This window comes from Mesorhizobium sp. M0410, assembly GCF_040321435.1.
GTDB lineage: Bacteria > Pseudomonadota > Alphaproteobacteria > Rhizobiales > Rhizobiaceae > Mesorhizobium.
The window spans coordinates 235,191-259,795 of sequence record NZ_JAMYRN010000009.1 but is presented as its reverse complement, the minus strand read 5'-3'; the positions used below and the strand labels follow the sequence as shown (position 1 = coordinate 259,795).

Below are 24,605 nucleotides of genomic sequence, written 5' to 3'. Positions count from 1 at the left end.
CAAGCGAAGTTCTAGGAATAGGGGGCAGCGCAAAACAGTTGGCACGAATGATGCGCACCAAAGAGATAACCGCAAGCCCGCATCCGGACAGGAGCCTAGAGAAACCGCCAATGCACATCGTAATCTGCATCAAGCAGGTGCCGGACTCGGCACAGATAAGGGTCCATCCGGTGACGAACACGATCATGCGCCAGGGTGTTCCGACTATCATCAACCCTTACGACCTGTTCGCCCTCGAAGAAGCCCTCAGACTGCGCGACGCCTATGGTGGCGAAGTCACCGTGCTCACTATGGGCCCGCCCATGGCAGAGGACGCGCTGCGCAAGGCGCTCGGTTACGGCGCCGACCGAGCGGTGCTCTTGACCGACCGCTATTTTGCCGGCTCCGACACGCTGGCGACCTCGTTCGCCCTTTCCCAGGCAATCGCGAAGGTTGGCGAGACGTTCGGCACGCCAGACCTCGTCTTCACCGGCAAGCAGACGATCGATGGCGACACCGCCCAGGTCGGGCCCGGCATCGCCAAGCGCCTCGGACTCCTGCAACTGACCTATGTCGCGAAGATCGCGTCTATTGACCTTGCTGCACGCGAGATCAAGGTCGAGCGCCGCTCCGAAGGCGGCACACAGATGCTGAAGAGCAGGCTCCCTTGCCTCATCACCATGCTGGAAGGCACAAACGAGATCCGCCGGGGCTCGATCCAGGACGTCCTGTGCGCCGCGCGCAGCCAGGTCTTGAAATGGAGTGCGGCCGACGCCGGCATTGAGGATCTCACCAAATGCGGCCTGCGCGGTTCACCGACGGTCGTCAAGCGCGTTTTCGCCCCTCCTGCGCGGGCGGAAAAGGCGGCAAAAATCGACACCGCCGAGATGGCTTTGCGCGATGTCGCTGACGAACTCATCACGGCAATCTTCACCCGCCAGCCGGCATTGGAACATGAGCTCGCCTTCAACGGCGGCGCGTGAGAGGGCAAGGATCAGACGATGTCGAACGCGAACCGAGAAACCCCTCGCCCTGCAGCCGGCCGTGCCGGCATAAAGAAGGAGCTGCCCGCGCATTTCAAAGACTACCGGCACGTTTGGGTTTTCATCGAGCTCGAACGCGGCCAGGTCCATCCCGTATCATTCGAACTGCTCGGCGAAGGCCGCAAGTTAGCAGACAAGCTTCAGGTCCAGCTTGCGGGCGTCGTGCTTGGACCGCCGGGAGAGGCCATCGGGAACGCCGTTGCCGAAGCGTTCGCTTATGGCGCCGACCTTGTCTACATCGTCGAGGCGCCGCTGCTCGCCGACTATCGGAACGAGCCATTCACCAAGGCGATGACGGATCTGGTCGATACCCACAAACCCGAGATCCTTCTTCTCGGCGCCACCACACTCGGCAGGGATCTTGCCGGCTCCGTGGCGACGACCTTGCAGACAGGGCTCACGGCCGACTGCACCGAACTCGATGTGGATACCGACGGTTCGCTCGCCGCCACTCGTCCGACTTTCGGCGGTTCCTTGTTGTGCACGATCTATACGCTCAATTTCCGCCCCCAGATGGCGACAGTGCGACCGAGGGTCATGCCCATGCCGCAGCGGGCGGATAAACCGGTCGGGCGTGTCATCCGGCACAAGCTCTCGGTAGCCGAGGACGAGATCGTTACCAAAATCCTCGGCTTCCTGCCGGATAGTCAGTCGGCAAAGGCAAATCTTGCCTATGCCGACGTCGTGGTTGCGGGAGGCCTCGGTCTAGGCGCGGCGGAGAACCTGCAGCTTGTGAAGAATCTCGCGCGGGCAATCGGCGCCGAGCATGGCTGTTCGCGCCCGTTGGTCCAGAAGAGCTGGATGCCAGCTGATCGGCAGATCGGCCAAACTGGCAAGACCATCCGGCCGAAGCTTTACATAGCGGCCGGGATTTCCGGCGCCGTCCAGCATCGGGTTGGCGTCGAGGGGGCGGATCTCATCGTGGCCATCAACACCGACCCGAACGCGCCGATTTTCGATTTCGCTCACCTCGGGATCGTCACCGACGCGATCCGCTTCCTGCCCGCACTGACCGAAGCCTTCACCCGGCGGCTGTCGCCCCACAGTCGCGACAAGCTTGCGAGCTAAGGGATGGACATGATCGAGGAACAATTCGACGCCATTGTTATTGGGGCCGGCATGTCCGGAAACGCAGCTGCTTACACCATGGCCAGCCACGGCCTGAAGGTGCTGCAGTTGGAGCGGGGTGAATATCCGGGGTCCAAGAATGTCCAGGGTGCCATCATGTACGCGAACATGCTGGAGAAGATCATCCCGGATTTCCGGGACGATGCGCCTCTTGAGCGGCATTTGGTTGAACAGCGGCTTTGGGTGATGGACGACACGTCCCACACCGGGATTCACTATCGGTCGGACGACTTCAATGAGGCGAAGCCCAACCGCTACACGATCATCCGTGCCCAGTTCGATAAATGGTTTTCGCGTAAGGTGCGCGAGGCCGGCGCGACGGTTCTGTGCGAGACGACCGTGACGGAACTCATCCGTGACGCCAAGGACAGGGTGATCGGCGTCCGCACAGACCGGGCCGGCGGAGCCATCTACGCGGACGTGGTCGTCCTCGCAGAAGGTGTCTGCGGACTGCTTGGCACGCGGGCCGGCCTGCGCGAGATGCCGAAGCCGCAAACCGTGGCGCTCGCCGTCAAGGAAATGCATTTCCTGCCCGAAGAGGTCATTGAGCAGCGGTTCGGCCTCAAAGGCGATGAAGGCTGCGTGATCGAGGCGGTGGGCACGACCTCCCGCAGCATGGCCGGGCTCGGCTTCCTCTACACCAACAAGGAGTCGATCTCACTGGGCATTGGCTGCCTCGTCTCCGATTTCGCCGCGATGGTCGAGAGCCCTTACGTCCTCCTCGACGCCTTAAAAACCCATCCTTCGATCCGGCCGCTGATTGCCGGCTCGGAAGTGAAAGAATATTCCGCGCATCTCATTCCCGAAGGCGGCTACAAGGCTATTCCGCAGCTCTTTGGCGACGGTTGGGTCGTGGTCGGCGATGCCGCGCAACTGAACAACGCCATTCACCGCGAGGGTTCGAACCTCGCCATGACCTCCGGCCGCATCGCGGCTGAGGCAATCATCGAGGTCAAGAGCCGCAACGGTCCTATGACCAAACGGAATCTCGCTCTTTACAAAGCCATGCTAGACAAGTCCTTCGTGGTCAAGGACCTAAGGAAATACAAAGACATGCCGGCCTTGCTCCACACCAATTCCTGCAATTACTTCACGACTTATCCGCGGTTGATGTCGCAAGCCGCGCAGAACTTCATGCGTGTCGACGGCACACCGAAGATCGAGAAGGAAAAGGCGACCACGGCGGCCTTCATCAAGGCGCGCTCGCGCTGGGGGCTGGTCAGCGACGCGGTCCGCCTTGCATTGGCGTGGCGCTGAGGGGAGACGAAATGACGATCGCAGTGACGAAGTCACGTGTCGAGGACAAGCTTTACCAGAACCGCTACTTGGTGGATTCCGGCCGTCCGCATATCAAAGTGCTACCGCACGAGAGGCCAAGCGCGAACTTGCTCGCGCTGACCCACGTCTGCCCGGCGAAATGTTATGAGTTGAACGACAAAGGTCAAGTGGAGATCACTGCCGACGGCTGCATGGAGTGCGGCACCTGCCGGATTTTGTGCGAGACCAGTGGCGAGATCGAGTGGAACTATCCACGCGGCGGCTTCGGAGTCCTCTTCAAATTCGGATGAGGACGCACGCACCGTATCAAGAGGGTCAATCTTGGTACACCTGAGGTCGCGACCAACGCCAAGTCTATCTTTGCTTGAATTGCCGCGCCACGAAGAGAAGCTCGTGAATACTGTGCTTTCAGAATTCAGACTCAGACACAAAAGGAGGAGCACTCTGGACGACAACCGCTGAGGTGTTTCCATGGCTCACGTACCGCAAGATCGGGTCGACGAGGTAGCACCTCGGGATACCCGCCCTGAACCGCCCATCAAAAGCATGCCCCAAGCAGATATCGCGCTCAGGGGACTCTACGAGATATCGAAGGTGCTGACCGCCCCCAGCGAGCTGGAGATTACGCTCGCCAATGTCGTGAACATCCTGCCTTCGTTTCTGCACATGCGTCACGGAGCAATCGTCGTCCTGGACGCTGAAGGAGAGCCGGAGATTGCCGCAACTGCCGGCGATACCCACGCACCTCAATCAGGCACTCGCCGCGTCATACCACAGGCCATAACAGATCAAATCGTCGCTACGGGGACGCCGCTCTTCATACCGGACGTCCGCAGGTCCCAACTATTTCAGGCTGACCTTCAAACATCTTCGAGCAGCGGCACCATCCCAATTGCCTTTATCGGTATCCCGCTAAAGGCTGATCATAAAATCCTTGGGACATTGTCGATCGACCGCGCCGGAGACGGCGCCACCGACTTTCGCGACGACGAGGACACATACTTCCTGACGATGGTCGCCAACCTTGTCGGCCGGACGATCCGTCTCCATCGCATCCTGAGTACAGATCGTCAGCGGTCTGTCCATGAGCAGAGACCGGAGAAATCGCCCAACGAGGGGAGGACCTACGACCCTGCCCGGCGTGCGGATGTCAAAATCGACGGGATCATCGGGGAAAGCCCCGCACTCAAGCAGGTGCTCGAAACCGTCTCGGTCGTAGCAGGGACCAATTCCACCGTGCTTCTGCGGGGTGAAAGCGGCACCGGCAAGGAATTCTTTGCGCAAGCCATCCATAAGCTCTCACGTCGGAGGAAGAGGTCTTTCGTCAAATTGAACTGCGCCGCACTGTCTGAAAGCGTTCTGGAGTCAGAACTGTTTGGGCATGAAAAGGGCGCTTTCACGGGTGCTATCTCCCAGCGCGCCGGTCGTTTTGAATTGGCAAATGAGGGAACGCTGCTACTTGATGAAATCGGCGAGATTTCGCCGGCCTTTCAAGCCAAGTTGTTGCGTGTCTTGCAGGAAGGCGAGTTGGAGCGAGTCGGCGGCACCAAAACGCTACAGGTCGACGTGCGCCTCATATGCGCCACCAACAAGGACCTCGAGACGGCCGTCATAAAAGGGGAGTTCAGGGCCGACCTTTATTACCGCATCAATGTGGTGCCAATTATCCTGCCTCCGCTCAGAGAGCGACCCGGCGATATTCCACGCCTTGCGAACGCGTTCCTCAACCGATTCAACAAGGAGAACGATCGCGCACTCGCCTTCGCGCCGTCGGCGCTTGACCTGATCTCGCAATGCTACTTCCCTGGTAACGTCCGCGAGCTGGAGAACTGCGTCCAAAGGACGGCGACACTTGCGCGTTCAAGGACGATCACGCCATCCGATTTCGCCTGTAAGAAGAGCCAGTGCCTTTCCTGGCTCCTCTGGAAGCGAGCCGACCGCTCGAATGGCGGCAATACCATCGACGATCTCGCACGGGTCAACGCAGTGCCGGTCGGATTGCGGCTGCCGGCCAGTCGCATCGGTGCCTCCGCAGGCAACGTATCTCCCCTTGCGGCCGGCGATCCGAACGATCCCGCTTGTCCCCCGCGTCTGACGGAACGCGACCGGCTGATCGACGCGATGGACAAGGCCGGTTGGGTTCAGGCCAGGGCGGCTCGTATCCTCGGCCTCACGCCGCGGCAAATCGGCTACGCGCTGCGCCGGCATGGTATCGAGGTGAAGAAATTCTAGACGTCGTGATGACGTCAAACGTAAGCCCGGAGTAGTCTCCCTCACACTCTGCGCGCCCAAGGCTGGTAACCTTCGCGATCCGATTTGCTTGTCCACTGTCGGAAGCCCGACAAAGGTGTGTCGGAGCAATCCGACGGAATCCGACACGAAAGCCAATTCGTGAACCAAAACCGCTCTTTGAGCTGGCATAGCTCTTGCGGTTTGAACTGCGACATTCACCCAGCAACGGAGCCGTTCGATGTCCGCACCGGCAATTTCGCTTGAGAGCCTCAGCACGACATTCAATGACCAGCTGCTTGCCACCGTGAAAGCCGGTGGCTGCGCGTCTTCGTCCTGCGGCTCGTCGATAAAGCCGGACGACATGGATCCGGCTGTCTGGGACAAGATCAAGGATCATCCCTGCTTTTCAGAAGAGGCGCATCACTATTTCGCGCGCATGCACGTCGCGGTCGCGCCCGGCTGCAATATCCAGTGCAACTACTGCAATCGCAAATATAACTGCGCCAACGAAAGCCGGCCTGGGGTGGTCTCCGAAAAGCTGACGCCCGACCAGGCGCTACGCAAGGTGATCGCGGTCGCCAACGAGGTGCCGCAGCTTTCCGTGCTCGGCATCGCCGGACCTGGCGATGCCTGTTACGACTGGAAGAAGACGAAGGCAACGTTCGAACGAGTCGCCAGGGAAATCCCAGACATCAAGTTTTGCATCTCCACGAATGGGCTCGCGCTGCCGGACCATGTCGATGAGCTTGCCGACATGAATGTCGATCACGTGACGATCACCATCAACATGGTCGACCCTGAGATCGGTGCAAAGATCTATCCTTGGATCTTTTACGACCATCGCCGCTACGTCGGCATCGAAGCCGCCCGGATCCTGCACGAGCGGCAGATGTTGGGTCTGGAGATGCTGACGGCGCGCGGCATCCTCACCAAAATCAATTCGGTGATGATCCCCGGCGTGAACGATGAGCATCTGATCAAGGTGAATAGATGGGTCAAGGAGCGAGGCGCGTTCCTCCACAACCTCATGCCGCTGATTTCGGACCCGGCGCACGGCACGCACTACGGACTGAGCGGGCAACGCGGCCCAAACGCAATGGAGATGAAGGCTCTTCAGGATCGTGTCGAAGGCGGCGCCCAGTTGATGCGCCACTGCCGGCAGTGCCGGGCAGATGCCGTCGGCCTGCTCGGTGAGGATCGTGGCCAGGAATTCACACTCGAGCGGATCCCCGGCGAGGTCACCTACGATGCCAGCAATCGCAAGGCCTATCGGGAGCTGGTCGCGGAGGAGCGCCGTGATCACATGGCGGCTAGGAGAGAAGCGATCGGATTGGTCAAGGCAGCGAGCCCCGGCAAGTCCCTTCTCTTCGCGGTGGCGACCAAGGGCGGCGGCCGCGTCAATGAACATTTCGGCCATGCGAAGGAATTCCAGGTTTATCAAGCCTCGCCGAGAGGGATCAGTTTTGTCGGGCATCGGAAGGTCGAGCAGTATTGCCTCGGCGGCTGGGGCGGAGAAGCCGCCCTCGATGGCGTCATCGCAGCGCTTGAAGGCATAGATATCGTGCTGTGCGCCAAGATCGGAAACTGCCCGCAGGATCAGCTCGCGGACGCTGGAATCCGAGCCACCGACACTTATGCCCATGACTATATCGAGACCGCAATCAGCGCGATTTACGCCGCCGCGTGTGGGACCCCCGCACTCGCGGCGACGGCCTGAGCTGTCTCATTCATTCGGACCAGGAGTTAAAATGGCTTTCAAGATCATCGCATCCCAATGCACCCAATGCGGCGCCTGCGAATTCGAATGTCCCTCCGGCGCGATCAAGTTCAAAGGCGAGAGCTACGTGATCGAGCCCCACAAGTGCACCGAGTGCGAGGGGGTCTTCGATGCGCAGCAATGTGCCTCGGTATGCCCGGTGCCGAAGACCTGCGTTCCTGCGTGACGGACATTGGGCTGCCGACATGCTCGGGGCTGCCTGCGCAGGACGCCTGGAACGCCTTGTTCACAATCTGCAGCCTCAAGGGAAATCAGGGAACGGACATGTCGCTCGGACGCGAAGAGGAGGTCGAAATCCGCAGGCCTCCACGATTCATGCCGGGAGAGCGGGTACGTGCCACTCGCCATATAAAAAATGACGGCACCTATCCTGGCAGGGAGATCGGCGAAAATCTCGTGCGGAAGGGCGACGAGGGATATGTGCGCGACATTGGCACCTTTCTCCAGCAGTTCTTCATCTATGCGGTCGAATGGATCGACCGTGGCACCGTCGTCGGCATGCGAGCGCGTGAACTGATGAGCCTCGACAAAGCCGAGGCGCCCTGCAGTGCTGATAGCAATACCAATGAAGGGACGGCCAGATGAAAGTCATGATCCGCAGGACCGATGCTGGCTTGTCGGCGTATGTCCCGAAGAAGGACCTCGAAGAGCCGATCATCAAGCTCGAGAAGGAAGAGTTGTGGGGCGGAACTGTGACGCTCAGGAACGGGTGGCGGCTCCTCCTACCCGATCTTCCACGGGATACGCGTCTGCCGATCACCGTCGAGGCAAGGAAGGTTTCCGAAGAGGACTGATGCTGCCCCTTGATAGGTGCGTCGCGAGGAACGAGCATGAACACGATCCTGACATCGGGCCACCTCGTCATCGTGCGGGACAGTTTTGCCGAAAAGCTGCTTGACCTGGCGAAGGAAGCGCTCGCCGCCGATCAGGTGATCCCCTATCTCGGTCCGGGTCTTCTTGGGTTCAACTGTGCGGAACCGCCTGTGCCGCATACGCCCGAGGTCGTTGCCGCGGCACTCAATGCACGGGCGCCAGCCCCTTCCAGGATCCGCACCAATATGTGGTCGGTTGCGCAGTTCATCGAACAGCGCCGGCATCGCCGGACGCTTCAAGCTTGGATGACCGACATATTCGCAGCGCCGGTGGCGCCTACCCTCCTCCACGCCTGGCTCGCAAGGCTGCCGCTCTCCCTCATCGTCGACAGCTGGTACGACGGCGCGATGCGCACGGCTCTCGTAGAGACCGGCCGAACGGACGTCGTTGAGATACAAGGCGTCACGCGGGCGAACGAAATCGGTAACATTTGGACGAAAACCTACGATTTGTCCGGGAGGGAACTCGACCCCCGATCGGGGGCAAAGACGGTTCTCTATACACCTCACGGGAGTATTAGGCCGGCGCAAAACTTTCTCGTCGCAGATTCCGACTATGTCGAAGTCCTGACCGAAATCGATATCCAGACACCGATCCCAGACGTGGTGAAGGAACGGCGCATCACCCGTGGATTTTTCTTCGTTGGCTGCCGCTTCAACGATCAGATGCTGCGCACCTACGCCAGGCAGATCATGAAGCGCTCCCGAGGTCCACATTGCGCGGTAATGGACGCGGAAACGCTGACCAGAAACGAAGCGCGTTTCCTTGCGGCAAGCGGAATCACGGTGATCGACATGCCAGTAAGTGAAACCGCGGCTCGGCTTATAGGAACGGGCACTGCTGCAGGTGGTGGACAGGATTAACAATGGCGGGCCCCTTTGATGATTGGTCCTTCGGCTTGCCTCGAAGACGCAAAATGCAGTCGGGAATACACCCGTGAGCAGTGATGCTATCGGCAGCGCAACGAACGCTCTGAATTCGTTGACCCATGTGGAAGCGGCGCGCTGGGGCCGGGATTTGAGTACGCTGTTGCGCATCACGCGTATGAATTTGCGGCATCCCTGGCAGGTCGCCTTCGCCATGGGCTCGACGATCATGGCGGCAATCCTCCAGTTGCTCATTCCCCAGCTTCTCGGCCGGGCTGTCGACCAGACCCAGACAGCCATCGGGGGCGGTGTCGCGGGGGCCGCCGCAGGACAAGCGCTCTGGACCCCGGCTCTCCTGCTGCTCGCCGTCAGCGCGCTACGCGGCCTTTTCACGATGGCGCAGAACTATTTTGCCGAAGCCGTCGGGCATCATGTCGCGTACGAACTGCGGCTCGCCTACTACGACAAGATCCAGCGTCTCAGCTTTTCCTTTCACGACCGGGTCCATTCAGGCGATCTGATCACCATCGGAATGCTCGATCTCCAAGGCGTGCGGATGTATTTTTCCACCGCGCTCGTTCGCGTGGTCCTGCTCACCATGCTGCTCGGGATCGGCGCCTACATGATGATCTCGACCGATCCCATGCTCGGCCTGGTCGCGCTGAGCTTCGTGCCTTTTGTCGCCTGGCGCTCATCGGCCACACAGCTTAGGCTGCGCGCCACCTGGCTCGACCTGCATGAGCGGCTTTCGGTACTAAGCCGCGTGATGGAGGAAAATCTCGCAGGCATCCGCGTGGTCCGCGCTTTTGCGGCTCAAGCCTATGAGATGCTGAAGTTCGACGGCGCTTCCAAGAACGCGCTCGACCTCGCCAACGACCGCGTCGACATTTACGTGCCCAGCACGTCGGCGATGACCTTGTCCTTCTTTTTCGCAATGGGATTGGTGCTCTGGATCGGTGGCAGCAAGCTCGTCGCTGGCGAGATAAGCGTCGGAACGGTGGCGACCTTCCTGACCTTCATGACAATCCTGCAAATGCCAGTCCGCCAGATCGGCCTCATGGTCAATGCCTTTGCCCGCGCTTCTAGCTGCGGTTCGCGGCTTTTCGGTCTCCTCGACCAGGAGATCACAATCAGGGATGCTCTCGAGGCCAGACCGCTCGAGATAAGCGACGGCACTCTGCGCTTCCACAATGTCTCGTTTGCGTACCCCAGCGCCGAAAACCGCGCCATTCTGAAGAACGTCAGCTTTGAGGCCCGTAGAGGCGAGACGATCGCGATCGTCGGTCCGCCGGGTTCGGGCAAATCGACGATAGCTCATCTGGTCCCCCGCTTTTATGACGTGACCGGTGGCGCCATCACGCTGGACAGCCAGGACATCCGCAATGTCACCCTCGCGACGCTTCGCAAGGCGGTCGCCGTCGTACAGCAGGATGCATTCCTATTCACCACCACGATCGAGAACAACATCGCTTATGGCGATCCCTGGGCGAAGAGACAGCGAATCGAACGCGCTGGCGAATTCGCCCAGCTCCACAACTACATCCTCGGGCTCCCAGCGGGCTACGAGACGGTCGTGGGCGAACGCGGCGTCTCTCTCTCTGGCGGCCAGCGCCAGCGTCTCACGATTGCTCGCACCATGATGCTGCGCCCCTCCGTCGTCGTTTTCGACGACTCAACGGCCGCGATCGATGCCGGCACCGAGCAGCGCATCCGCGCGGCGATGCGGCGCTTCGCCAAGGATCGGGTGACGATCATCATCGCGCACCGGCTGAGTGCGCTTGTGCATGCCGATCAGATCCTTTTTGTCGATAACGGCGAAATCGTAGAACGCGGCACGCATCAAGAGCTTTTGGCGAAGCGGGGACGCTACAGGGCCCTTTACGATCTCCAGACGCGCCCGGGTGATGACAATATGAACCAGTATGGGGGCGCCCGCTGATGGCGCAGGGCCGCGCCGGCGAAGTCGAAGCCGAACGTGACGACGGTAGACGCCCTCCGCGCGCGGTTGTCGGCTCGCACCGCATCGAGGAGGAGATGTTCGGCCGGGCTTTCGACAAGAGCATCCTCCGGCGCATCTGGGCTTTCGTCCGTCCCTATCGGGCCAGGGTAGTCATCACGATTGCAGCAATGCTGATCTTCACCGGGACGCAGCTTCTCATCCCGTTGATCATCCGCTACGCGCTCGACCAGGGCATGAACCCGGCAAGGACCGATCGCTCAGCCCAGCTCGCGGCCGTCGGCGCGTTCGTTTTGGCGATTTTGGTCAATTTCGCTGCCGGCTACATGCAGGAAACCGTGGTTGGGAAAGTGGCCGAAACTGTCCTGTTCGACATCCGCCGCGCCATGTTTGGCCATCTGCAGAAGGTTTCGCTCTCCTTCATGGACAAGACCGAGGTCGGACGCCTCATGTCGCGCCTGCAAGGCGACGTCAACTCCATACAGGAATTCCTCGAAACCTCGGTATATTCCGTAGGCGATGTTGCGCTTCTCTTCGGCATCGTTTTCGTAATGCTGTGGCTCGACTTCCGCCTCGGCCTCCTGACGCTCTCGGTTCTGCCGGTCCTGGTGATCGTCCGCATTGTCTGGCTGCCGCGTGCCCGCGACGCCTTCATGGCCGCACACGAGACTAATTCCGTCGTCAACGGCGCGCTGGCCGAAGCCATTCACGGCGTGCGCACCGTCCAGTCAATGGACCGCCAGCAGGTGAATTTCATCCTTTTTGACGACAAGGCCCATGCCAACCTCAGGACCCACCTGATCGCTGCCAAATATGCACTGGTCATGGTGCCTATCGTCGATGGCCTCACCGGCCTCGCCATGGCCGCCGTTATTGTGGTTGGCGGCTCGATGGTCATGAATGGCCGCATAGATGTGGGCGTATTGGTTGCCTACCTATTTTACATCCAGCGCTTCTTTGACCCGATCCGCTCACTCACCCTGCAATATTCGGTCATGCAGCGCGCCATGGCCTCAGGCAAGCGCCTGACCGATGTGCTCGACGTCAAGATCGATGTTCAGGACAAACCCAATGCCGAGGTGCTTTCGCCCGAAATGGACGGCTCGGTCGAGTTCAGGGACGTCACCTTCGGCTACAATCCGAACCGTTCGGTGCTGAAAAATGTCTCCTTCCGGGTCAATCCCGGCGAGACGGTCGCACTGGTAGGGCCGAGCGGTTCTGGCAAATCGAGCGCGATGGCCCTGGTCCACCGCTTCTATGATGTTCAACAGGGCCAAGTGCTGGTCGGCGGACATGATGTGCGCGATCTCACCCAGGAATCGCTCGGCCGCCAGGTCGCCATGGTGCTGCAGGAGCCGTTCCTGTTCACCGGGACGGTCTTCGAGAACATTCGATACCACAAGACGGAAGCCACGCGCGACAAGGTGATCGAGGCCGCCAAGGCGGTCGGCGCCCACGACTTCATAATGAGCCTCGCCGACGGGTATGAAACCCAACTTGGCGAACGCGGCGACAACTTATCTCTCGGCCAGCGCCAGCTTATCAGTTTCGCCCGCGCCCTCGTCGCCGACGCCAAGATCCTCGTGCTCGACGAAGCTACCGCCAACATCGACAGCTACACGGAAATGCAGATTCAGAAGGCTCTGATAAAGCTGCTTGAAGGGCGCACTGGCCTCGTCATCGCCCACCGTCTTGCCACGATCCGGGGTGCCGACCGCATCATCGTGCTTCAGAATGGCCAAGTTATTGCGACTGGCAACCACGATCAGCTAATAGCCATGGGGGGCCTGTATTCCAAACTCTACAATCTCAACTACGCCTCCTTTGACGATATTCCAGAACACGATACGACCGTACAAGCCGGCTCCCAGACCTGACGTCTTGGCGGGCTTGTGGTACTGACATTGACTTCGGGCGTGCCGGCGGACACTCAGGCCGCCGCAGACGAGGAAGCAGGCAGCATTCATGCAAAGCACTCGCGCGGATCGTGAAGACCGGCTGCGAACGATTTCCTCCAGCGTCGTTATCCGACCGCGGTGCACGCCGCGACATCGGGCGAACTCGCTCCAGGTGGTGTCGCTCGGCGTAGCAAGCCGCTCGCGAGCGCGCCCTCAACAGCGCCGTAGCGAGTGACGGCTTTGCTACCGCCGAGCCGCTGATGAAGCTGGATGCGGGAGCCGCCACCGGCGCCGCCCCGGTCGAGAAGAACCTCTTGCGGCGGGCTATGGGCAACGACTAGCGCGAGCGCGACGAGCAGATGCGTGCCGGCATCGTGACGCGCTCGGCCATCATCTCCTTAGGATCGTGCAGTCTCACACCGTGCCCAGATGCCGGCCAACGCACAAACCTGGTAATCTGTGCCGCCGGCTCGTCGTCAGTTTGGCCTCCCTCACGATTTCCCAATCCCCACCACGTGCACGCTCGAGCAATGTGAGGGAGCGCTGTTACAACGATTTACCTTCGGATCAGACCGCGAATTTCATGGTCAGCCAAGTCGAGCCATGATTTCGGATTGAATGGTCGTCGCGGTGTATAGGGAAGCATCTAGCGGCAGATTCCCAAATGCCAGTTGACAAAGAAGGTAGTTAGCACCTGCCTCTTCCAACTGACTGAGCAGAGCTTCTCGCACAGACGCTGCTGATCCTACCACGCACAATTCACTCTCGACTGCCGCATCGAAGGTCAGCGGCAGGTTGGGTGGAGTGGGGATAGCGTTAAGCTCGTAAAGGAATTGGAAGCTCTTGAGCCATCGTTCGTAAGCAGGTGCCGCGAGCGAATAGGCATGTGTGTCACAACGCCCAACCACGACCATGCGGAGCAATCCAATAAATGGCGCTCGATCGCCCGCGCCAGTGTTGTCCTCTTGATAGGCGCGGAACGCATCAGTAGTTTTGCGAACAGAAGAGGAACGTCCTACACACGCGATATTTGCTCCATTCGCAGCGGCCCAGGCTGCGGACTCGGGTCGATTGGCGGCGACCCATGTCGGCGGATGTGGACGCTGATGAGGTCTTAGCGTCAAAGGAACGTCATTGAGCTCAAAATGGCGGCCTTGATAGCACAGCGTGCCAACCTTCATGGCATTAACAAGTATTTCAACAAGAATTTCGCTGGCTTCCGCATAGCGGCCGGGCACCGCGTCCGCACCAATCCCGAAGTAACCCAATTCGATCGGGAGAGCACCGCGCCCTATGCCCAGTTCGAGCCTGCCACCGCTCAACTGGTCCAGCATACAGATCTCTTCGAACGCACGCAGCGGATGATAAAGCGCAAGCAGCATCACCAAGGGTCCGAGACGCAGGCGCCGGGTGCGCTGGGCGACGCTCGATAAGAACAGATTCGGCGACGGACCTCTCCCATGGGGGGTACAGTGGTGCTCTGCGAGATGATAGGCATAGAACCCTAGCTGATCGCACGCCTCTGCTAATATCAGGCGATCTTCGTACTGCCGGGCGATATCGAGGCCGTCCTCGTCCAGATGATCGAAGATGCCGAAGGCTAGGTTTGAAGGAAAGACGTTTGTCACTCGATATTGTCCCCGATTTTAAAGCAGGCTGTTCTCTTGCTGGGATGACCAAGCAAGCCGAAAGATAGCAGTGTGTGATCTCGGATTAGCGTCAGCGTACCGAACGAGCAGAGCCTGACGCTCCGCTGCCCGTGGTGCTTGGTATGTTTAAGCTTCCAACTATATCGCGAGCGGCAGCAAGAAATGCATCCAATTGCTCTTTTGTGCCGATGCTGACGCGGATGCAATGTTCCAAACCATTGTCCGGAAAGTAGGCAACGAGTATCTTTTGCCTTTCCAAGGCTGCTTGCCACCATGAGCCGTCCTGTCCCGCTGGCACACGGGCTAGCAAGAAATTTGCGTGGGAGGGCGTTACGGAAAATCCAAGTTGCGACAGTGCGGCTGTCACTCGCTGTCGTTCATGTCTGATGTGCTTGTGGTTCTCTGCGTAGGCGCCGCGATGCGCAAGCACGCTGATACCAACCGCATGCCCGATCACGTTCATGTTGAAGACGTTCTGGATGTTGCGCAGCCTGCCAATAATCTCAGGGTGACCGAAACCGAAACCGACGCGAATGCCGGCGGCGGCATAGCTCTTCGAAAATGTTCTCAAGATCAGAAGGTTCGAATAACGGTTGATGAGGCGCAGCCCGTGATCGGGTGCAAAGTCGACGTAGGCCTCATCAAGGACGACCAGGCGATCCGATTGTGCCACGAGGCGTTCGATATTGCTTATCGAGAGGAATGTTCCGGTCGGATTGTTTGGATTGGCCACCAGAATGAACTTGGCGTCTTTTGCCGGACCGGAAAGCAATTGCTCCATTGGCAGCGAATGAGTTTGACATCCGATCTCGAGAAACTCAGCACCATGCAACATGGCAAGTTTGCGGTTGAACGAAAACCCTGGCGATATCATCGCCACCTTGTCGCCAGGGGCGAGGAAAGCTCTGTAGATGAGTCCGAGCAGTTCAGACGACCCGTTGCCTGCGATGACCTGATCCGTGGATACGCCATAGGTATTGGACGCTGCTTCCCTCAAGCTGATGTTATCGTCGTCCGGATACAGATACTGGCGATTGAGGGCCGCCACTGCACTTTGCATTATGATTGGCGGCAACGGAAACGGGTTCTCATTCGTATTCAGCTTGACAAAACTTCTGTCCGGCGCTGGTCCGTTGGACGGCAGAGCATCTAACTGTCGCGTCCCTTGCGGAAGAGACGAAAGCACAGCTTGCAGTTTTGCATCGGACATATTTTATCTCCGTTTCAGTCGCACAGGGCATCCGTATGAGCTCGCAACGAGAGCAACATGGCGGACGGATTGACGATGGCAGCGTCGCCTTTCACAAGATGGTCGCAACGCCGGCTGCCACGGGAATTCGGCCAGGCTGTCCTCGGTCGGATCGACTTGACGCGGACGCGGATCTGCATCCCTGCGCGGGCCAAGCCGCTAAGCGGTCTCAGCTAATCGGCCTGAGTCATGCTTTCACAGACGCTTGACCTCGATGCCGTATTTCCTCAGCACGTAGCCAATCTGGCGCGGGGTCAGTCCAAGCAGGCGCGCCGCCTTTGCCTGCACCCAGCCACATCTTTCCATGGCAGCAATGACGCGCTCGGCGTCGGTGGTCCTCGCGCCCAATGAGTGGGTTGCTCCGGCAGGCGGGACTGTGGTGGCGGCCGAACGAGCGGCCGCATCCGGCGGCGTGGCCGGATTCACTGCCTCTGGGAGGATCGGCGCTGGTTGCAGCGCGGCCTTGCCCGATCTGCTCTTCCGCAGCGCCTCGGCAAAGCATTGGTCGTGGGAGCACGCAAAGTCGTTTCTCCCGATTGATCGTCCCTCCGCCAGGATCGCTGTCCGGTGCACGCAATTTTCAAGCTCGCGAATGTTGCCGGGAAATTCACATTTCATCAGTACTTCAATCGCACGCGCATCGAAGGTCAGCGTACGGCCGTTCTCATCGTTGAAATTCTTGAGAAACTCAGCTGCGAGGAGCGGAATATCGCTGCGCCTTTGGCGTAATGCCGGCACCAGCAAGGGAACCACGTTGATGCGATAATATAGGTCGGCGCGGAACTCATTCCTTGCAACCGCCTCTTCAAGGTTCCTGTTCGTGGCGGCAATCACGCGAACGTCGACCTTGATGGTCTGGTTGCTGCCGACGCGCTCAAACTCCTGCTCCTGCAGCACGCGCAGTAGCTTTGCCTGGAAGGAGGCCGAGATCTCGCCGATCTCATCCAGAAACAACGTCCCCTTGTCGGCGAGCTCAAAGCGACCCTTGCGGGAATTGAACGCGCTTGTGAAGGCACCCTTCTCATGACCGAACAATTCGGATTCCAGGACTGTCTCTGGCAGCGCTGCACAATTGAGTTTGATGAAGGGCCGCTTGGCGCGCGGCGACAACTCGTGAATTGCCTTGGCGACCAGCTCCTTCCCGGTACCGGATTCGCCTCGCAACAGAACCGTGGTCTTTGCCTTAGCTACAACTGCGATCTTCTCGAGCAGCGCGCTTAGCGCCGGACTATCGCCAATCATTCCCTTGACGTGAACCTTCTTGCGCTGCGGTGCAGGGTGCTTGACATCAGAGAATTGCGTTTGCAGCCGATCTTCCACCTCCGTCGGTCGTTCGCGGTCGCCCGCGGAGAAGCGGTGCAACTTGACTGTCTGTCCCACCATGTTGGCTATCATGGTGAGCAGCCGGACATCATAATCGAGCCGATACGTTGACCTGCTGTCCAAGGCGCGGTCGATAGTCAGCGTGCCTACGGCGTTCCCATCAACACGAATGGGAACGCCGATGAAGGACACGGTGTCGGAGGCCCCAAGCACCTCTATGTCAGCGGCAGTGAAGGCCGAATGCACCGCTATGTTCTCGGCGACGAGCGGCGTGTCCGTCGTCACAATCAGATCGATTGCCTTGCGCGGCAGGCGCATCCGGGAGCGCTCATCGCTGTTCTCGTCGCAGCCGGTGACTACGGTGATGTCCAGTACGCCCTCAGCGTCGAAGAGAGCGATGATGCCGTGCCGCATCTGCACAAACGAGGGCAGGAGATCGACGACCTTGGCCAACGTGACTTCGAGCCGGGCGGGGTCGGTGAGTACTTTCGATATTTCGAAGATGCCGGTAAGCGCGTGCTCGTGCGATGGCACAAAAGGGACCGCGGTGTTCATCTCGGAGTTTGGGTAAGCCCTTTTCGCATCCGGAAGCGAAATGCGGCACTCGCTGGCATTTTGTTCTGATTTGGGAATGTTGTGGTGCATATGATCCTCGATCTCGCGCCATGATATGCATGCCGGCGGCATGTGCGCCCGCGACGTCGCGGGCAAGCGCGAAAATGCTCTGACGTGAACTCGTGCCACCGCCGTGTGGTCGAGTGCAAAGCGGGTCGACCCCTGACGCATCGCTTGGCTCTCCCTCCACGAAGCTTGGCCACGTTCTCGGCTTGCACGGGGGCAACCACACGTTGATTTTCAAAAGACTGGAGCGAGGCGGGATAGTCAATCGAGCTTTCTTTCATTCGTGAAAGGAAACCTCGCGGCCTATGATAGAATTCATCAGTTCTAATTTTTTGTCGGCGATGTTGAACGACAGAAATACGGCGCCGGCGATGCGGTGCCCGAGCGGCTGACCGCGCCGAGTATAAATTGCCGGGCCGTGCCATTCACCAGCGCCTGCGAACCAGGGGCGGGAGCGATAATCACTGCCGACGACACTGGTCGGTCGCGGCAACCGCCATTTCCTCGATATTGATGACGCCCATAACGCGGCGGCGTCGCGTGTGAAGGCGCGAAGCTGGCGGTCGAGCGCGGCTTTCTCGGCGGTGCTCGGAACTTCTGAACCGCATCGTCGCGGTCAGCACCAGCGGCGTCAATCCCTACGTCTCGACGTCGCTTTCAAGCTGTCGCTGCAGCGGCAGCGCGGCAAAGAACACGGCAATTCTCCGCTCTGGTGCCAGCGATGCGGCCCTTCCCAAAGTCGGCAAACCGAGGAGCCCACCACGATGTGCAGCAAAACCGCAAGCCAGAGAGATCGACCGGCAATCTGCCGGAGAACATCAAGCGCGTGCTGGACGGCGGCCTTGTCATTCCCGTCTTGTGCCACCGCATTCATCCCATCATTGGCGAGCCCAACGTCAGTTCAGGTCATGCGGATCCATTTGGCATGGGTATTGCGGCGGCGTTGGTGCAGCGTTCGACCGGAGCGCCGCGATAGGGAGAAGCCCGGGAGAAGTCACGCCACCTCGATCCGGTCAGGGAGAGAGAAACAGTGTCAGCTGCACAAGTCCGCGGCGCGAGTCCCGCGCCCCGCAAACCCTTCTATGCCAAGCTTTACGCGCAGGTGCTTGCCGCCATCGCCCTCGGCGTCGCAATTGGCTATTTCTATCCGGGAACCGGCGAGAGCCTGAAGCCGCTGGGTGATGCCTTCATCAAGCTGGTCAAGATGATCATCGCGCCTGTCATCTTCCTGACAATTGCGACCGGCATTGCCGGCATGAACGATCTTCACAAGGTCGGCCGGGTCGCCGGCAAGGCAATGGTCTATTTCCTCACCTTCTCGACGCTCGCGCTGATCGTCGGCCTGATCGTCGCCAATGTCGTCCAGCCTGGCGCCGGCCTCAACATCGATCCGGCCTCGCTCGATGTCCAGGCCGTGAATACCTATGCCGCAAAGGCCCACGAGCAGTCGGTCACCGGCTTCCTGATGAACATCATCCCGCCAACGATAGTCGGTGCCTTCGCGGAAGGCGACATCCTGCAGGTGCTGTTCTTCTCGGTTCTGTTCGGCATGGCGCTCGCGATGGCCGGAGAGACGGGCAAGCCTGTCGTTTCCTTCCTTCAGGCGCTCATCGCGCCTGTCTTCAAGCTCGTCGGCATTCTGATGAAAGCCGCGCCGATCGGCGCTTTCGGCGCAATGGCCTTTACCATCGGCAGATATGGCATCGGTTCGGTCGTCAACCTCGCGATGCTGGTCGCGACGTTCTATTTCACCGCCTTCCTCTTCGTGTTCGGGGTTCTCGGCGCGGTCTGCCGCTACAACGGCTTTTCGATCTGTTCTCTCATTCGCTACATCAAGGAAGAGCTGCTGCTTGTCCTCGCAACGTCCTCCTCGGAGGCCGCGCTCCCCTCGCTCATGCAGAAGATGGAGAAGGCGGGCGCCAGGCGTTCGGTTGTGGGTCTCGTCATCCCGGCCGGATATTCGTTCAATCTGGACGGCACGAATATCTACATGACGCTGGCGGCCCTCTTCATCGCGCAGGCGACGAACACGGATCTGTCAATCGGCGATCAGGTGCTGCTGCTGCTCGTTGCGATGCTTTCCTCCAAGGGCGCTGCAGGTGTAACAGGTGCGGGCTTCATCACCTTGGCTGCTACGCTCGCCGTAGTTCCGAGTGTTCCCGTTGCTGGGATGGCACTGATACTCGGCATCGACCGCTTCATGTCCGAATGCCGGGCGCTGACGAATTGCGTCGGCAACGCAGTGGCATCCCTCGTCGTTGCCCGCTGGGAAGGAGAATTGGACCGAGCGCAGATGAAAGCCGCCTTCTGCGGTCATCAGCTTGCCGAGGCATCAAACCGGCTATCCTCCGCCGAGTAAGGGCGACGCACCGCGACCGGTTTCGCCAAGCTGGTCACATGACCTGAACGATCGACTCGCAGGCTCTAAACGGCGCCTCACGGACCATGTATCAGAAGCGCTAAATGTGTGAGTGCAAATCGTCGCCGCCCTAAGCGAATGAACCTTCCGTTATACCCGGCCGGTCTACGTCTGGAGTAGTCCAATACGCTGTCGATCATTCAGTATGCGGGCGTCTTCACTTTGCCCACCCGAAACCATTGTCGAATCGCGCTAGGTGACAGAGAGCCAGCCTGCGTCAAAAACCAATCAGAATAGGACCCATGACCAAGCGCCCCACAATTGCCGATCTCGCCCGCGAAGCCCGAGTCAGCGTAGCAACGGTCGATCGGGTTCTGAACGCCCGCCATCCGGTGCGCGAGGAGACCGCGCGGCGGGTCCACGACGCCGCCCACGCGATCGGCTATCATGCTGCCGGGCTCATCAAGCAGCGCTTGCGGCGAGACCTACCGTGCTACCGTCTGGGCTTCATCTTGAGAAAACCGGCCCAGCATTTTTACCAAGACTTTGCGCGCGAGGTCGAAGCGTCGGTCAATTTGGCCCAGTCCTTCCACGGCATTCCGCTCATCCAATTCGCCCCGTCACATATGCCGAGCGACCTAATCGCACCGCTCAAGGATTTGGGCGCACGCTGCCATGCGATCGCGATGGTGGCACCGGACCACCCAAAAATTACAGCAGCGGTTGAGGACCTCAAGGCCAAAGGCATTCCGGTTTTCTCGCTGCTTTCCGACTTCGCCGCCGGCGTGCGACAGGGCTATATCGGCCTCAACAACCGCAAGGTGGGGCGCACGGCCGCTTGGATGGTGTCCAAGGTCGCAAAACGGCCCGGCAAGGTGGCGGTGTTTGTCGGTAGCCATCGTTTCCAGGGGCACGAGCTCCGTGACGTCGGCTTTCGCTCCTATTGCCGTGAGAACGCGCCGACGTTCGAGGTGCTCGATCCGCTTGTGAACCTGGAGAAACGGCAGGTCACCTACGAGGCAACGCTTGATCTCATGCAGCGGGAACCCGAGCTCGTCGGCTTCTATGTCGCCGGGGGCGGCATGGAGGGCGCCATCTCCGCGGTCCGGGAAGAGGGTAAAAGTCGCGATCTCGTCGCGATCGTGAATGAAATCACGCCGGAATCTCGGGCGGCACTCGCTGATAACATCATCACGATGGCGGTCGCCACGCCAATGCGCCGGCTTTCCCAGGAGCTGATAACGCTGATGACGCGGGCTATCGAGACCGGCACTGCTGAAACACCAGGACAGACATTTCTGCCGTTCGACATTCATCTGCCGGAAAATATATGAAACTGATGGCTTCTATCGTAAGCGGGGAAGTTTCCTTTCATAAATGAGAGAAAGTTGATTGATGATCCCATCCACGCGGGGTAGCCGCACCCCACAGGCCTCAGCCGCGGCCCAGGATGAAGCGCCGATTGGGTGAACGGATCGGCCACGCGTTCAGGCGGAAGCGCGAGGTAAATTGCCTACATCCGCAGCGTCGACCGCGACCGGCTTCATTGCCAACATCTCGACGTTGTCGGTGCAGGGCGGTGTCGTCAAGAATGCCTCACGCCAGTAGCCGAGCGAGGCCGGCACAGTCCATTGGGATTGACCTCGTCGACCGGCATCTCCTCGCCTGGCCGCGCGTGAAAAGCCGCGGCAAGGCCGGCAAAGTTGGCATTTGAGTGGGGCTAGACATCTTCTGGGACTTCGCACGCGAAATCGGAGGCGGCAGTCAACTCAGCACCAACCCGGGCATGTGTTCTGCTCGTTCCTGGCCCTCGTACTCAGCAAGGAACTGCGCCGCTCTGCCGAGCCAAAGGCCTGACGCCCGAATGGCAACCGCTCCTACGCGATCGCGACCGCCTCCAGGAAGCCCGAGACTCAATAGCTTTCAAGCAAAGGCGCCAGGCGAGATGCCTCCTGCAACATCATTTCCCGCATCCACAGGCTTGCCGGATCAGTATTGTGAAGCGCGGGCCATTGGACGGCCTCCGTGAATGCGGGATGAGGAAGTGGCGGCGGAAGTCCGACAATCCGCAGGGGTGTTGTTTTTGCGAAATGCTGCGCCAGCCGTAAGGGCATTGTCCCGATGCGGTTGGTGCCTGATAGGACGGGCGCGATCAGGCTAAAGCCCTGTACGACGACCTCGATACGTCTCTCGAAACCGTGCTCGAGCAAATACCACTCCTCCATGGTGGGCTGCCGGGTGTGCCTGAATTTGAGCACGACATGCCCCATCGACAAGTATCGCTCGAATGTAAGTGGCTCTGACAGCTGCTTGTTCGTGCCGCAGCCTACGCATACGAGCATATCTTCGAACAGGGCTGCGCGAGGATGTTTCGACATGAACACTTCCGGCATAATCAGAAAATCAACGTCGCCGCGCCGGAGAAGCTCCTCGGGGTCGTCGCAAATAGGCAGACATTCGAAGCGGACGGCGGGAGCTTCCCGCGCAGTACGCTCTACGATCCTCTTAAAAAGCACGAGCGTGAGGTAATCGGAAAGCATGATTCGGAAGAGACGATCCGATTGGGCTGGGTTAAAGGCGTCGGAGGAAATAATCGATAGCTGGATGTGCAGCAATGCGTCCCGGACTGCTGGGGCAAGCCCCTCCGCGCGCGGTGTCAAAATGAGCTCGCGGCCGTTCATCGTAAATAGCTCATTGCTGAAGTAGGCGCGTAACCGAGCGACGGCGGCGCTCATGGCCGGCTGGCTCAGGTTAATACTGTTGGCCGCGGCAGTGACTTTACGCTCCCTGATCAGAGCGTCCAGCACAACGAGGAGATTCAGATCCAGCCCCTTAAACCGCATATCCTGATCTATCCAGCGTGTGGATGGGCATCATCTAAACAATCAATTTTACGAATTTACGAACCATGCATTAGAGGAACGTAAATGACCGACGTCAAGCTCAAATCGACGGCGCCGCCATACGGGCGGGAACATCGAGAGAGCTCATTGGCGAGCCCCCACCGGCTGGCTCACCGTCGCTAACGACAACGGTTGAGTGCAGCCAACAACGCCGCCGCTTTGGCCGGGTAATGCGGCCCGCAAGAAACCATTTTGAAGAGAGGTCCTGAATGCGCCCTCAGGTGCAGTGGAAATTGTGCTGGGAAAACGAGTTGCAGCTCTCGGACCACGTCGAGCTCGCCCAGTTCTTTCGTAATACCTACGGGCCGACTGGGGCGTCCAACGCAGAACCGTTCGAAGGTAGTCGAAGCTGGGCCGGAGCCAGGCCTGAACTCCGCGCAATCGCCTATGATTCGAGCGGTGTAGCGGCTCACATGGGCATACTGCGCCGTTTCATCAAGGTTGACGCGGTCGATCTGTTGGTGGCTGAGCTGGGCCTGTACGGGGTACGTCCGGATCTTGAGGGTCTCGGAATCGCCCATTCAATCCATGTCATGCTTCCAATACTGCAGGAGCTTGGCGTTCCATTCGCTTTCGGAACCGTCCGGGACGCGCTGCGGAATCATGTTGAGAGGTTCGCGCGGCGATACAGCCCTTTGGCCGTTTTGTCGGGAATTCGCGTGCGCTCCACCCGACCAGAGGCGCGCCTCGACCTGCCGCCCACACGCATCGATGACGCACTCACCATTGTTCTGCCAGTTGGACGGCCGATCAGCGAATGGCCCACGGGCACGATGATCGATCGGAACGGACCAGAGCTATGAGCCGTCCCGATTGCTTGTACGAAGTGCGCCGTGAGTGCTCTGACGGCACCGGCCGTCGCAGCGTTTATCTGACGTTTGACGACGGTCCCAATCCACTTTTCACACCGGAGATTCTGGATGTGCTGGCAGAGCAGCGGGTGCCGGCGACTTTCTTCGTCATCGGCGCCTACGCCTTAGAGCACCCGGATCTAATCCAACGAATGTTTGCAGAAGGGCACGAGCTAGGCAACCACACGATGACTCATCCGGATCTGTACAAATGCGGCTTCGGCGAAGTGCAACGTGAGATCTTTGAAGCGAACGGCGCCATCATGAGGGCGTGCCCTCAGGCCTCGGTGCGCTATATTCGCGCGCCCTACGGGGCCTGGAGCGAAGAAGTCTTCACAGCGTCACAGATCGCCGGGCTGACGGCCCTCCATTGGTCCGTCGACCCTCGAGATTGGTCTCGCCCTGGGGTCGACGCGATTATCGATACCGTGCTCGCCTCTGTCCGGCCGGGCGCAATCGTACTCTTGCACGACGGATGCCCTCCCGGCGAGTTGAGCCAGGGCGCTCACGCCGGTCTGCGCGACCAGACGGTCACGGCGCTGTCCCGGCTGATTCCAGCACTTCATGAGCGCGGATTTGTAATCCGCTCACTTCCTCAACATCACTGAACAAACGAGAT

General features: G+C 59.6%; 22 protein-coding genes. 17 read left to right on the top strand and 5 right to left on the bottom strand.

Annotated features, from left to right (window positions below):
* The first annotated feature begins 110 nt into the window (after positions 1-110).
* From NKI63_RS16145 to NKI63_RS16090, 12 genes are all read left to right on the top strand, one after another.
* Positions 111-962 carry an electron transfer flavoprotein subunit beta/FixA family protein gene (locus NKI63_RS16145; protein ID WP_352822246.1) on the top strand — a complete coding sequence of 284 codons (852 nt, stop codon included), beginning with the start codon at positions 111-113 and terminating at the stop codon, positions 960-962.
* A gap of 18 nt (positions 963-980) precedes the next feature.
* Complete coding sequence (locus tag NKI63_RS16140) at positions 981-2,090, top strand: electron transfer flavoprotein subunit alpha/FixB family protein (RefSeq protein ID WP_352591384.1); 1,110 nt, start codon at positions 981-983, stop codon at positions 2,088-2,090.
* A 9-nt stretch (positions 2,091-2,099) separates the two neighbouring features.
* Positions 2,100-3,407 carry an FAD-binding protein gene (locus NKI63_RS16135; protein WP_352450801.1) on the top strand — a complete coding sequence of 436 codons (1,308 nt, stop codon included), beginning with the start codon at positions 2,100-2,102 and terminating at the stop codon, positions 3,405-3,407.
* Between the two features lie 11 nt (positions 3,408-3,418).
* Positions 3,419-3,718 (top strand): ferredoxin family protein, encoded by a 300-nt coding sequence (locus tag NKI63_RS16130; RefSeq protein ID WP_352480510.1) that lies wholly within the window; start codon positions 3,419-3,421, stop codon positions 3,716-3,718.
* A 181-nt stretch (positions 3,719-3,899) separates the two neighbouring features.
* Positions 3,900-5,660 (top strand): nif-specific transcriptional activator NifA, encoded by a 1,761-nt coding sequence (gene nifA / locus NKI63_RS16125; RefSeq protein ID WP_352822243.1) that lies wholly within the window; start codon positions 3,900-3,902, stop codon positions 5,658-5,660.
* A gap of 238 nt (positions 5,661-5,898) precedes the next feature.
* Positions 5,899-7,377: a nitrogenase cofactor biosynthesis protein NifB gene (gene nifB / locus NKI63_RS16120; protein ID WP_352566029.1), complete on the top strand. Its 1,479-nt coding sequence runs from the start codon at positions 5,899-5,901 to the stop codon at positions 7,375-7,377.
* A 31-nt stretch (positions 7,378-7,408) separates the two neighbouring features.
* Positions 7,409-7,603, top strand: a complete 195-nt coding sequence (locus NKI63_RS16115) for a 4Fe-4S dicluster domain-containing protein (RefSeq protein ID WP_352457023.1) — start codon at positions 7,409-7,411, stop codon at positions 7,601-7,603.
* Between the two features lie 98 nt (positions 7,604-7,701).
* On the top strand, positions 7,702-8,022 hold the full coding sequence (locus NKI63_RS16110) for a nitrogen fixation protein NifZ (protein ID WP_352516056.1): 321 nt from the start codon (positions 7,702-7,704) through the stop codon (positions 8,020-8,022).
* Positions 8,019-8,231 (top strand): putative nitrogen fixation protein NifT, encoded by a 213-nt coding sequence (gene nifT, locus NKI63_RS16105; RefSeq protein WP_023678250.1) that lies wholly within the window; start codon positions 8,019-8,021, stop codon positions 8,229-8,231. Before NKI63_RS16110 ends, nifT begins: the two co-directional genes overlap by 4 nt.
* A gap of 36 nt (positions 8,232-8,267) precedes the next feature.
* A complete protein-coding gene (locus tag NKI63_RS16100) occupies positions 8,268-9,173 on the top strand; it encodes an SIR2 family NAD-dependent protein deacylase (RefSeq protein ID WP_352822240.1) in 906 nt (301 codons plus the stop codon).
* A 73-nt stretch (positions 9,174-9,246) separates the two neighbouring features.
* Positions 9,247-11,115, top strand: coding sequence for an ABC transporter ATP-binding protein (locus NKI63_RS16095; protein ID WP_352822237.1), 1,869 nt, complete (start codon positions 9,247-9,249; stop codon positions 11,113-11,115).
* Positions 11,115-13,010, top strand: a complete 1,896-nt coding sequence (locus tag NKI63_RS16090) for an ABC transporter ATP-binding protein (protein WP_352720351.1) — start codon at positions 11,115-11,117, stop codon at positions 13,008-13,010. Before NKI63_RS16095 ends, NKI63_RS16090 begins: the two co-directional genes overlap by 1 nt.
* Before the next feature lie 608 nt (positions 13,011-13,618).
* On the opposite strand, the gene NKI63_RS16085 is transcribed toward NKI63_RS16090, so the two are convergent.
* The 4 genes from NKI63_RS16085 to NKI63_RS16070 form a co-directional block, all read right to left on the bottom strand.
* On the bottom strand, positions 13,619-14,659 hold the full coding sequence (locus tag NKI63_RS16085; RefSeq protein ID WP_352822234.1) for an LLM class flavin-dependent oxidoreductase: 1,041 nt from the start codon (positions 14,657-14,659) through the stop codon (positions 13,619-13,621).
* Positions 14,660-14,750: 91 nt separating this feature from the next.
* Positions 14,751-15,890, bottom strand: a complete 1,140-nt coding sequence (gene hisC, locus NKI63_RS16080; protein WP_352822231.1) for a histidinol-phosphate transaminase — start codon at positions 15,888-15,890, stop codon at positions 14,751-14,753.
* A gap of 234 nt (positions 15,891-16,124) precedes the next feature.
* Entirely contained in the window at positions 16,125-17,897 is a 1,773-nt protein-coding gene (gene nifA / locus NKI63_RS16075; RefSeq protein WP_352457031.1) for a nif-specific transcriptional activator NifA, read from the bottom strand.
* A gap of 253 nt (positions 17,898-18,150) precedes the next feature.
* A complete protein-coding gene (locus NKI63_RS16070; protein ID WP_352457032.1) occupies positions 18,151-18,366 on the bottom strand; it encodes a hypothetical protein in 216 nt (71 codons plus the stop codon).
* A gap of 273 nt (positions 18,367-18,639) precedes the next feature.
* Here NKI63_RS16070 and NKI63_RS16065 point away from each other — a divergent pair, with 273 nt between their 5' ends.
* The 3 genes from NKI63_RS16065 (at position 18,640) to NKI63_RS16055 (ending at position 21,566) form a co-directional block, all read left to right on the top strand.
* Positions 18,640-18,849 (top strand): hypothetical protein, encoded by a 210-nt coding sequence (locus tag NKI63_RS16065; protein WP_156937379.1) that lies wholly within the window; start codon positions 18,640-18,642, stop codon positions 18,847-18,849.
* Between the two features lie 54 nt (positions 18,850-18,903).
* Positions 18,904-20,232, top strand: a complete 1,329-nt coding sequence (locus NKI63_RS16060) for a dicarboxylate/amino acid:cation symporter (RefSeq protein ID WP_023678259.1) — start codon at positions 18,904-18,906, stop codon at positions 20,230-20,232.
* A 302-nt stretch (positions 20,233-20,534) separates the two neighbouring features.
* Positions 20,535-21,566, top strand: a complete 1,032-nt coding sequence (locus NKI63_RS16055) for a LacI family DNA-binding transcriptional regulator (RefSeq protein ID WP_023678260.1) — start codon at positions 20,535-20,537, stop codon at positions 21,564-21,566.
* 579 nt (positions 21,567-22,145) lie between these two features.
* Here the strand turns inward: NKI63_RS16055 and NKI63_RS16050 are convergent.
* Positions 22,146-23,075: a LysR family transcriptional regulator gene (locus tag NKI63_RS16050; protein WP_352457033.1), complete on the bottom strand. Its 930-nt coding sequence runs from the start codon at positions 23,073-23,075 to the stop codon at positions 22,146-22,148.
* A gap of 269 nt (positions 23,076-23,344) precedes the next feature.
* On the opposite strand from NKI63_RS16050, the gene NKI63_RS16045 reads away from it, so the two are divergent.
* Together NKI63_RS16045 and nodB are read left to right on the top strand one after the other, a co-directional pair.
* Positions 23,345-23,938 carry a NodA family N-acyltransferase gene (locus tag NKI63_RS16045; protein ID WP_352457034.1) on the top strand — a complete coding sequence of 198 codons (594 nt, stop codon included), beginning with the start codon at positions 23,345-23,347 and terminating at the stop codon, positions 23,936-23,938.
* The gene (gene nodB / locus NKI63_RS16040) at positions 23,935-24,594 is read left to right on the top strand and encodes a chitooligosaccharide deacetylase NodB (protein WP_352457035.1); all 660 of its coding nucleotides are present in this window, start codon (positions 23,935-23,937) and stop codon (positions 24,592-24,594) included. The genes NKI63_RS16045 and nodB overlap by 4 nt, the downstream gene beginning before the upstream one ends.
* Positions 24,595-24,605: the final 11 nt, after the last annotated feature.

What these genes read in the sequence shown, in the direction of transcription:
- NKI63_RS16145 (WP_352822246.1), top strand. Translation starts at nt 111, where the DNA reads ATGCACATCGTAATCTGCATCAAGCAGGTGCCGGACTCGGCACAGATA.
- NKI63_RS16140 (WP_352591384.1), top strand. Translation starts at nt 981, where the DNA reads ATGTCGAACGCGAACCGAGAAACCCCTCGCCCTGCAGCCGGCCGTGCC.
- NKI63_RS16135 (WP_352450801.1), top strand. Translation starts at nt 2,100, where the DNA reads ATGATCGAGGAACAATTCGACGCCATTGTTATTGGGGCCGGCATGTCC.
- NKI63_RS16130 (WP_352480510.1), top strand. Translation starts at nt 3,419, where the DNA reads ATGACGATCGCAGTGACGAAGTCACGTGTCGAGGACAAGCTTTACCAG.
- nifA (WP_352822243.1), top strand. Translation starts at nt 3,900, where the DNA reads ATGGCTCACGTACCGCAAGATCGGGTCGACGAGGTAGCACCTCGGGAT.
- nifB (WP_352566029.1), top strand. Translation starts at nt 5,899, where the DNA reads ATGTCCGCACCGGCAATTTCGCTTGAGAGCCTCAGCACGACATTCAAT.
- NKI63_RS16115 (WP_352457023.1), top strand. Translation starts at nt 7,409, where the DNA reads ATGGCTTTCAAGATCATCGCATCCCAATGCACCCAATGCGGCGCCTGC.
- NKI63_RS16110 (WP_352516056.1), top strand. Translation starts at nt 7,702, where the DNA reads ATGTCGCTCGGACGCGAAGAGGAGGTCGAAATCCGCAGGCCTCCACGA.
- nifT (WP_023678250.1), top strand. Translation starts at nt 8,019, where the DNA reads ATGAAAGTCATGATCCGCAGGACCGATGCTGGCTTGTCGGCGTATGTC.
- NKI63_RS16100 (WP_352822240.1), top strand. Translation starts at nt 8,268, where the DNA reads ATGAACACGATCCTGACATCGGGCCACCTCGTCATCGTGCGGGACAGT.
- NKI63_RS16090 (WP_352720351.1), top strand. Translation starts at nt 11,115, where the DNA reads ATGGCGCAGGGCCGCGCCGGCGAAGTCGAAGCCGAACGTGACGACGGT.
- hisC (WP_352822231.1), bottom strand. Translation starts at nt 15,890, where the DNA reads ATGTCCGATGCAAAACTGCAAGCTGTGCTTTCGTCTCTTCCGCAAGGG.
- nifA (WP_352457031.1), bottom strand. Translation starts at nt 17,897, where the DNA reads ATGCACCACAACATTCCCAAATCAGAACAAAATGCCAGCGAGTGCCGC.
- NKI63_RS16055 (WP_023678260.1), top strand. Translation starts at nt 20,535, where the DNA reads ATGACCAAGCGCCCCACAATTGCCGATCTCGCCCGCGAAGCCCGAGTC.
- NKI63_RS16050 (WP_352457033.1), bottom strand. Translation starts at nt 23,075, where the DNA reads ATGCGGTTTAAGGGGCTGGATCTGAATCTCCTCGTTGTGCTGGACGCT.
- NKI63_RS16045 (WP_352457034.1), top strand. Translation starts at nt 23,345, where the DNA reads ATGCGCCCTCAGGTGCAGTGGAAATTGTGCTGGGAAAACGAGTTGCAG.
- nodB (WP_352457035.1), top strand. Translation starts at nt 23,935, where the DNA reads ATGAGCCGTCCCGATTGCTTGTACGAAGTGCGCCGTGAGTGCTCTGAC.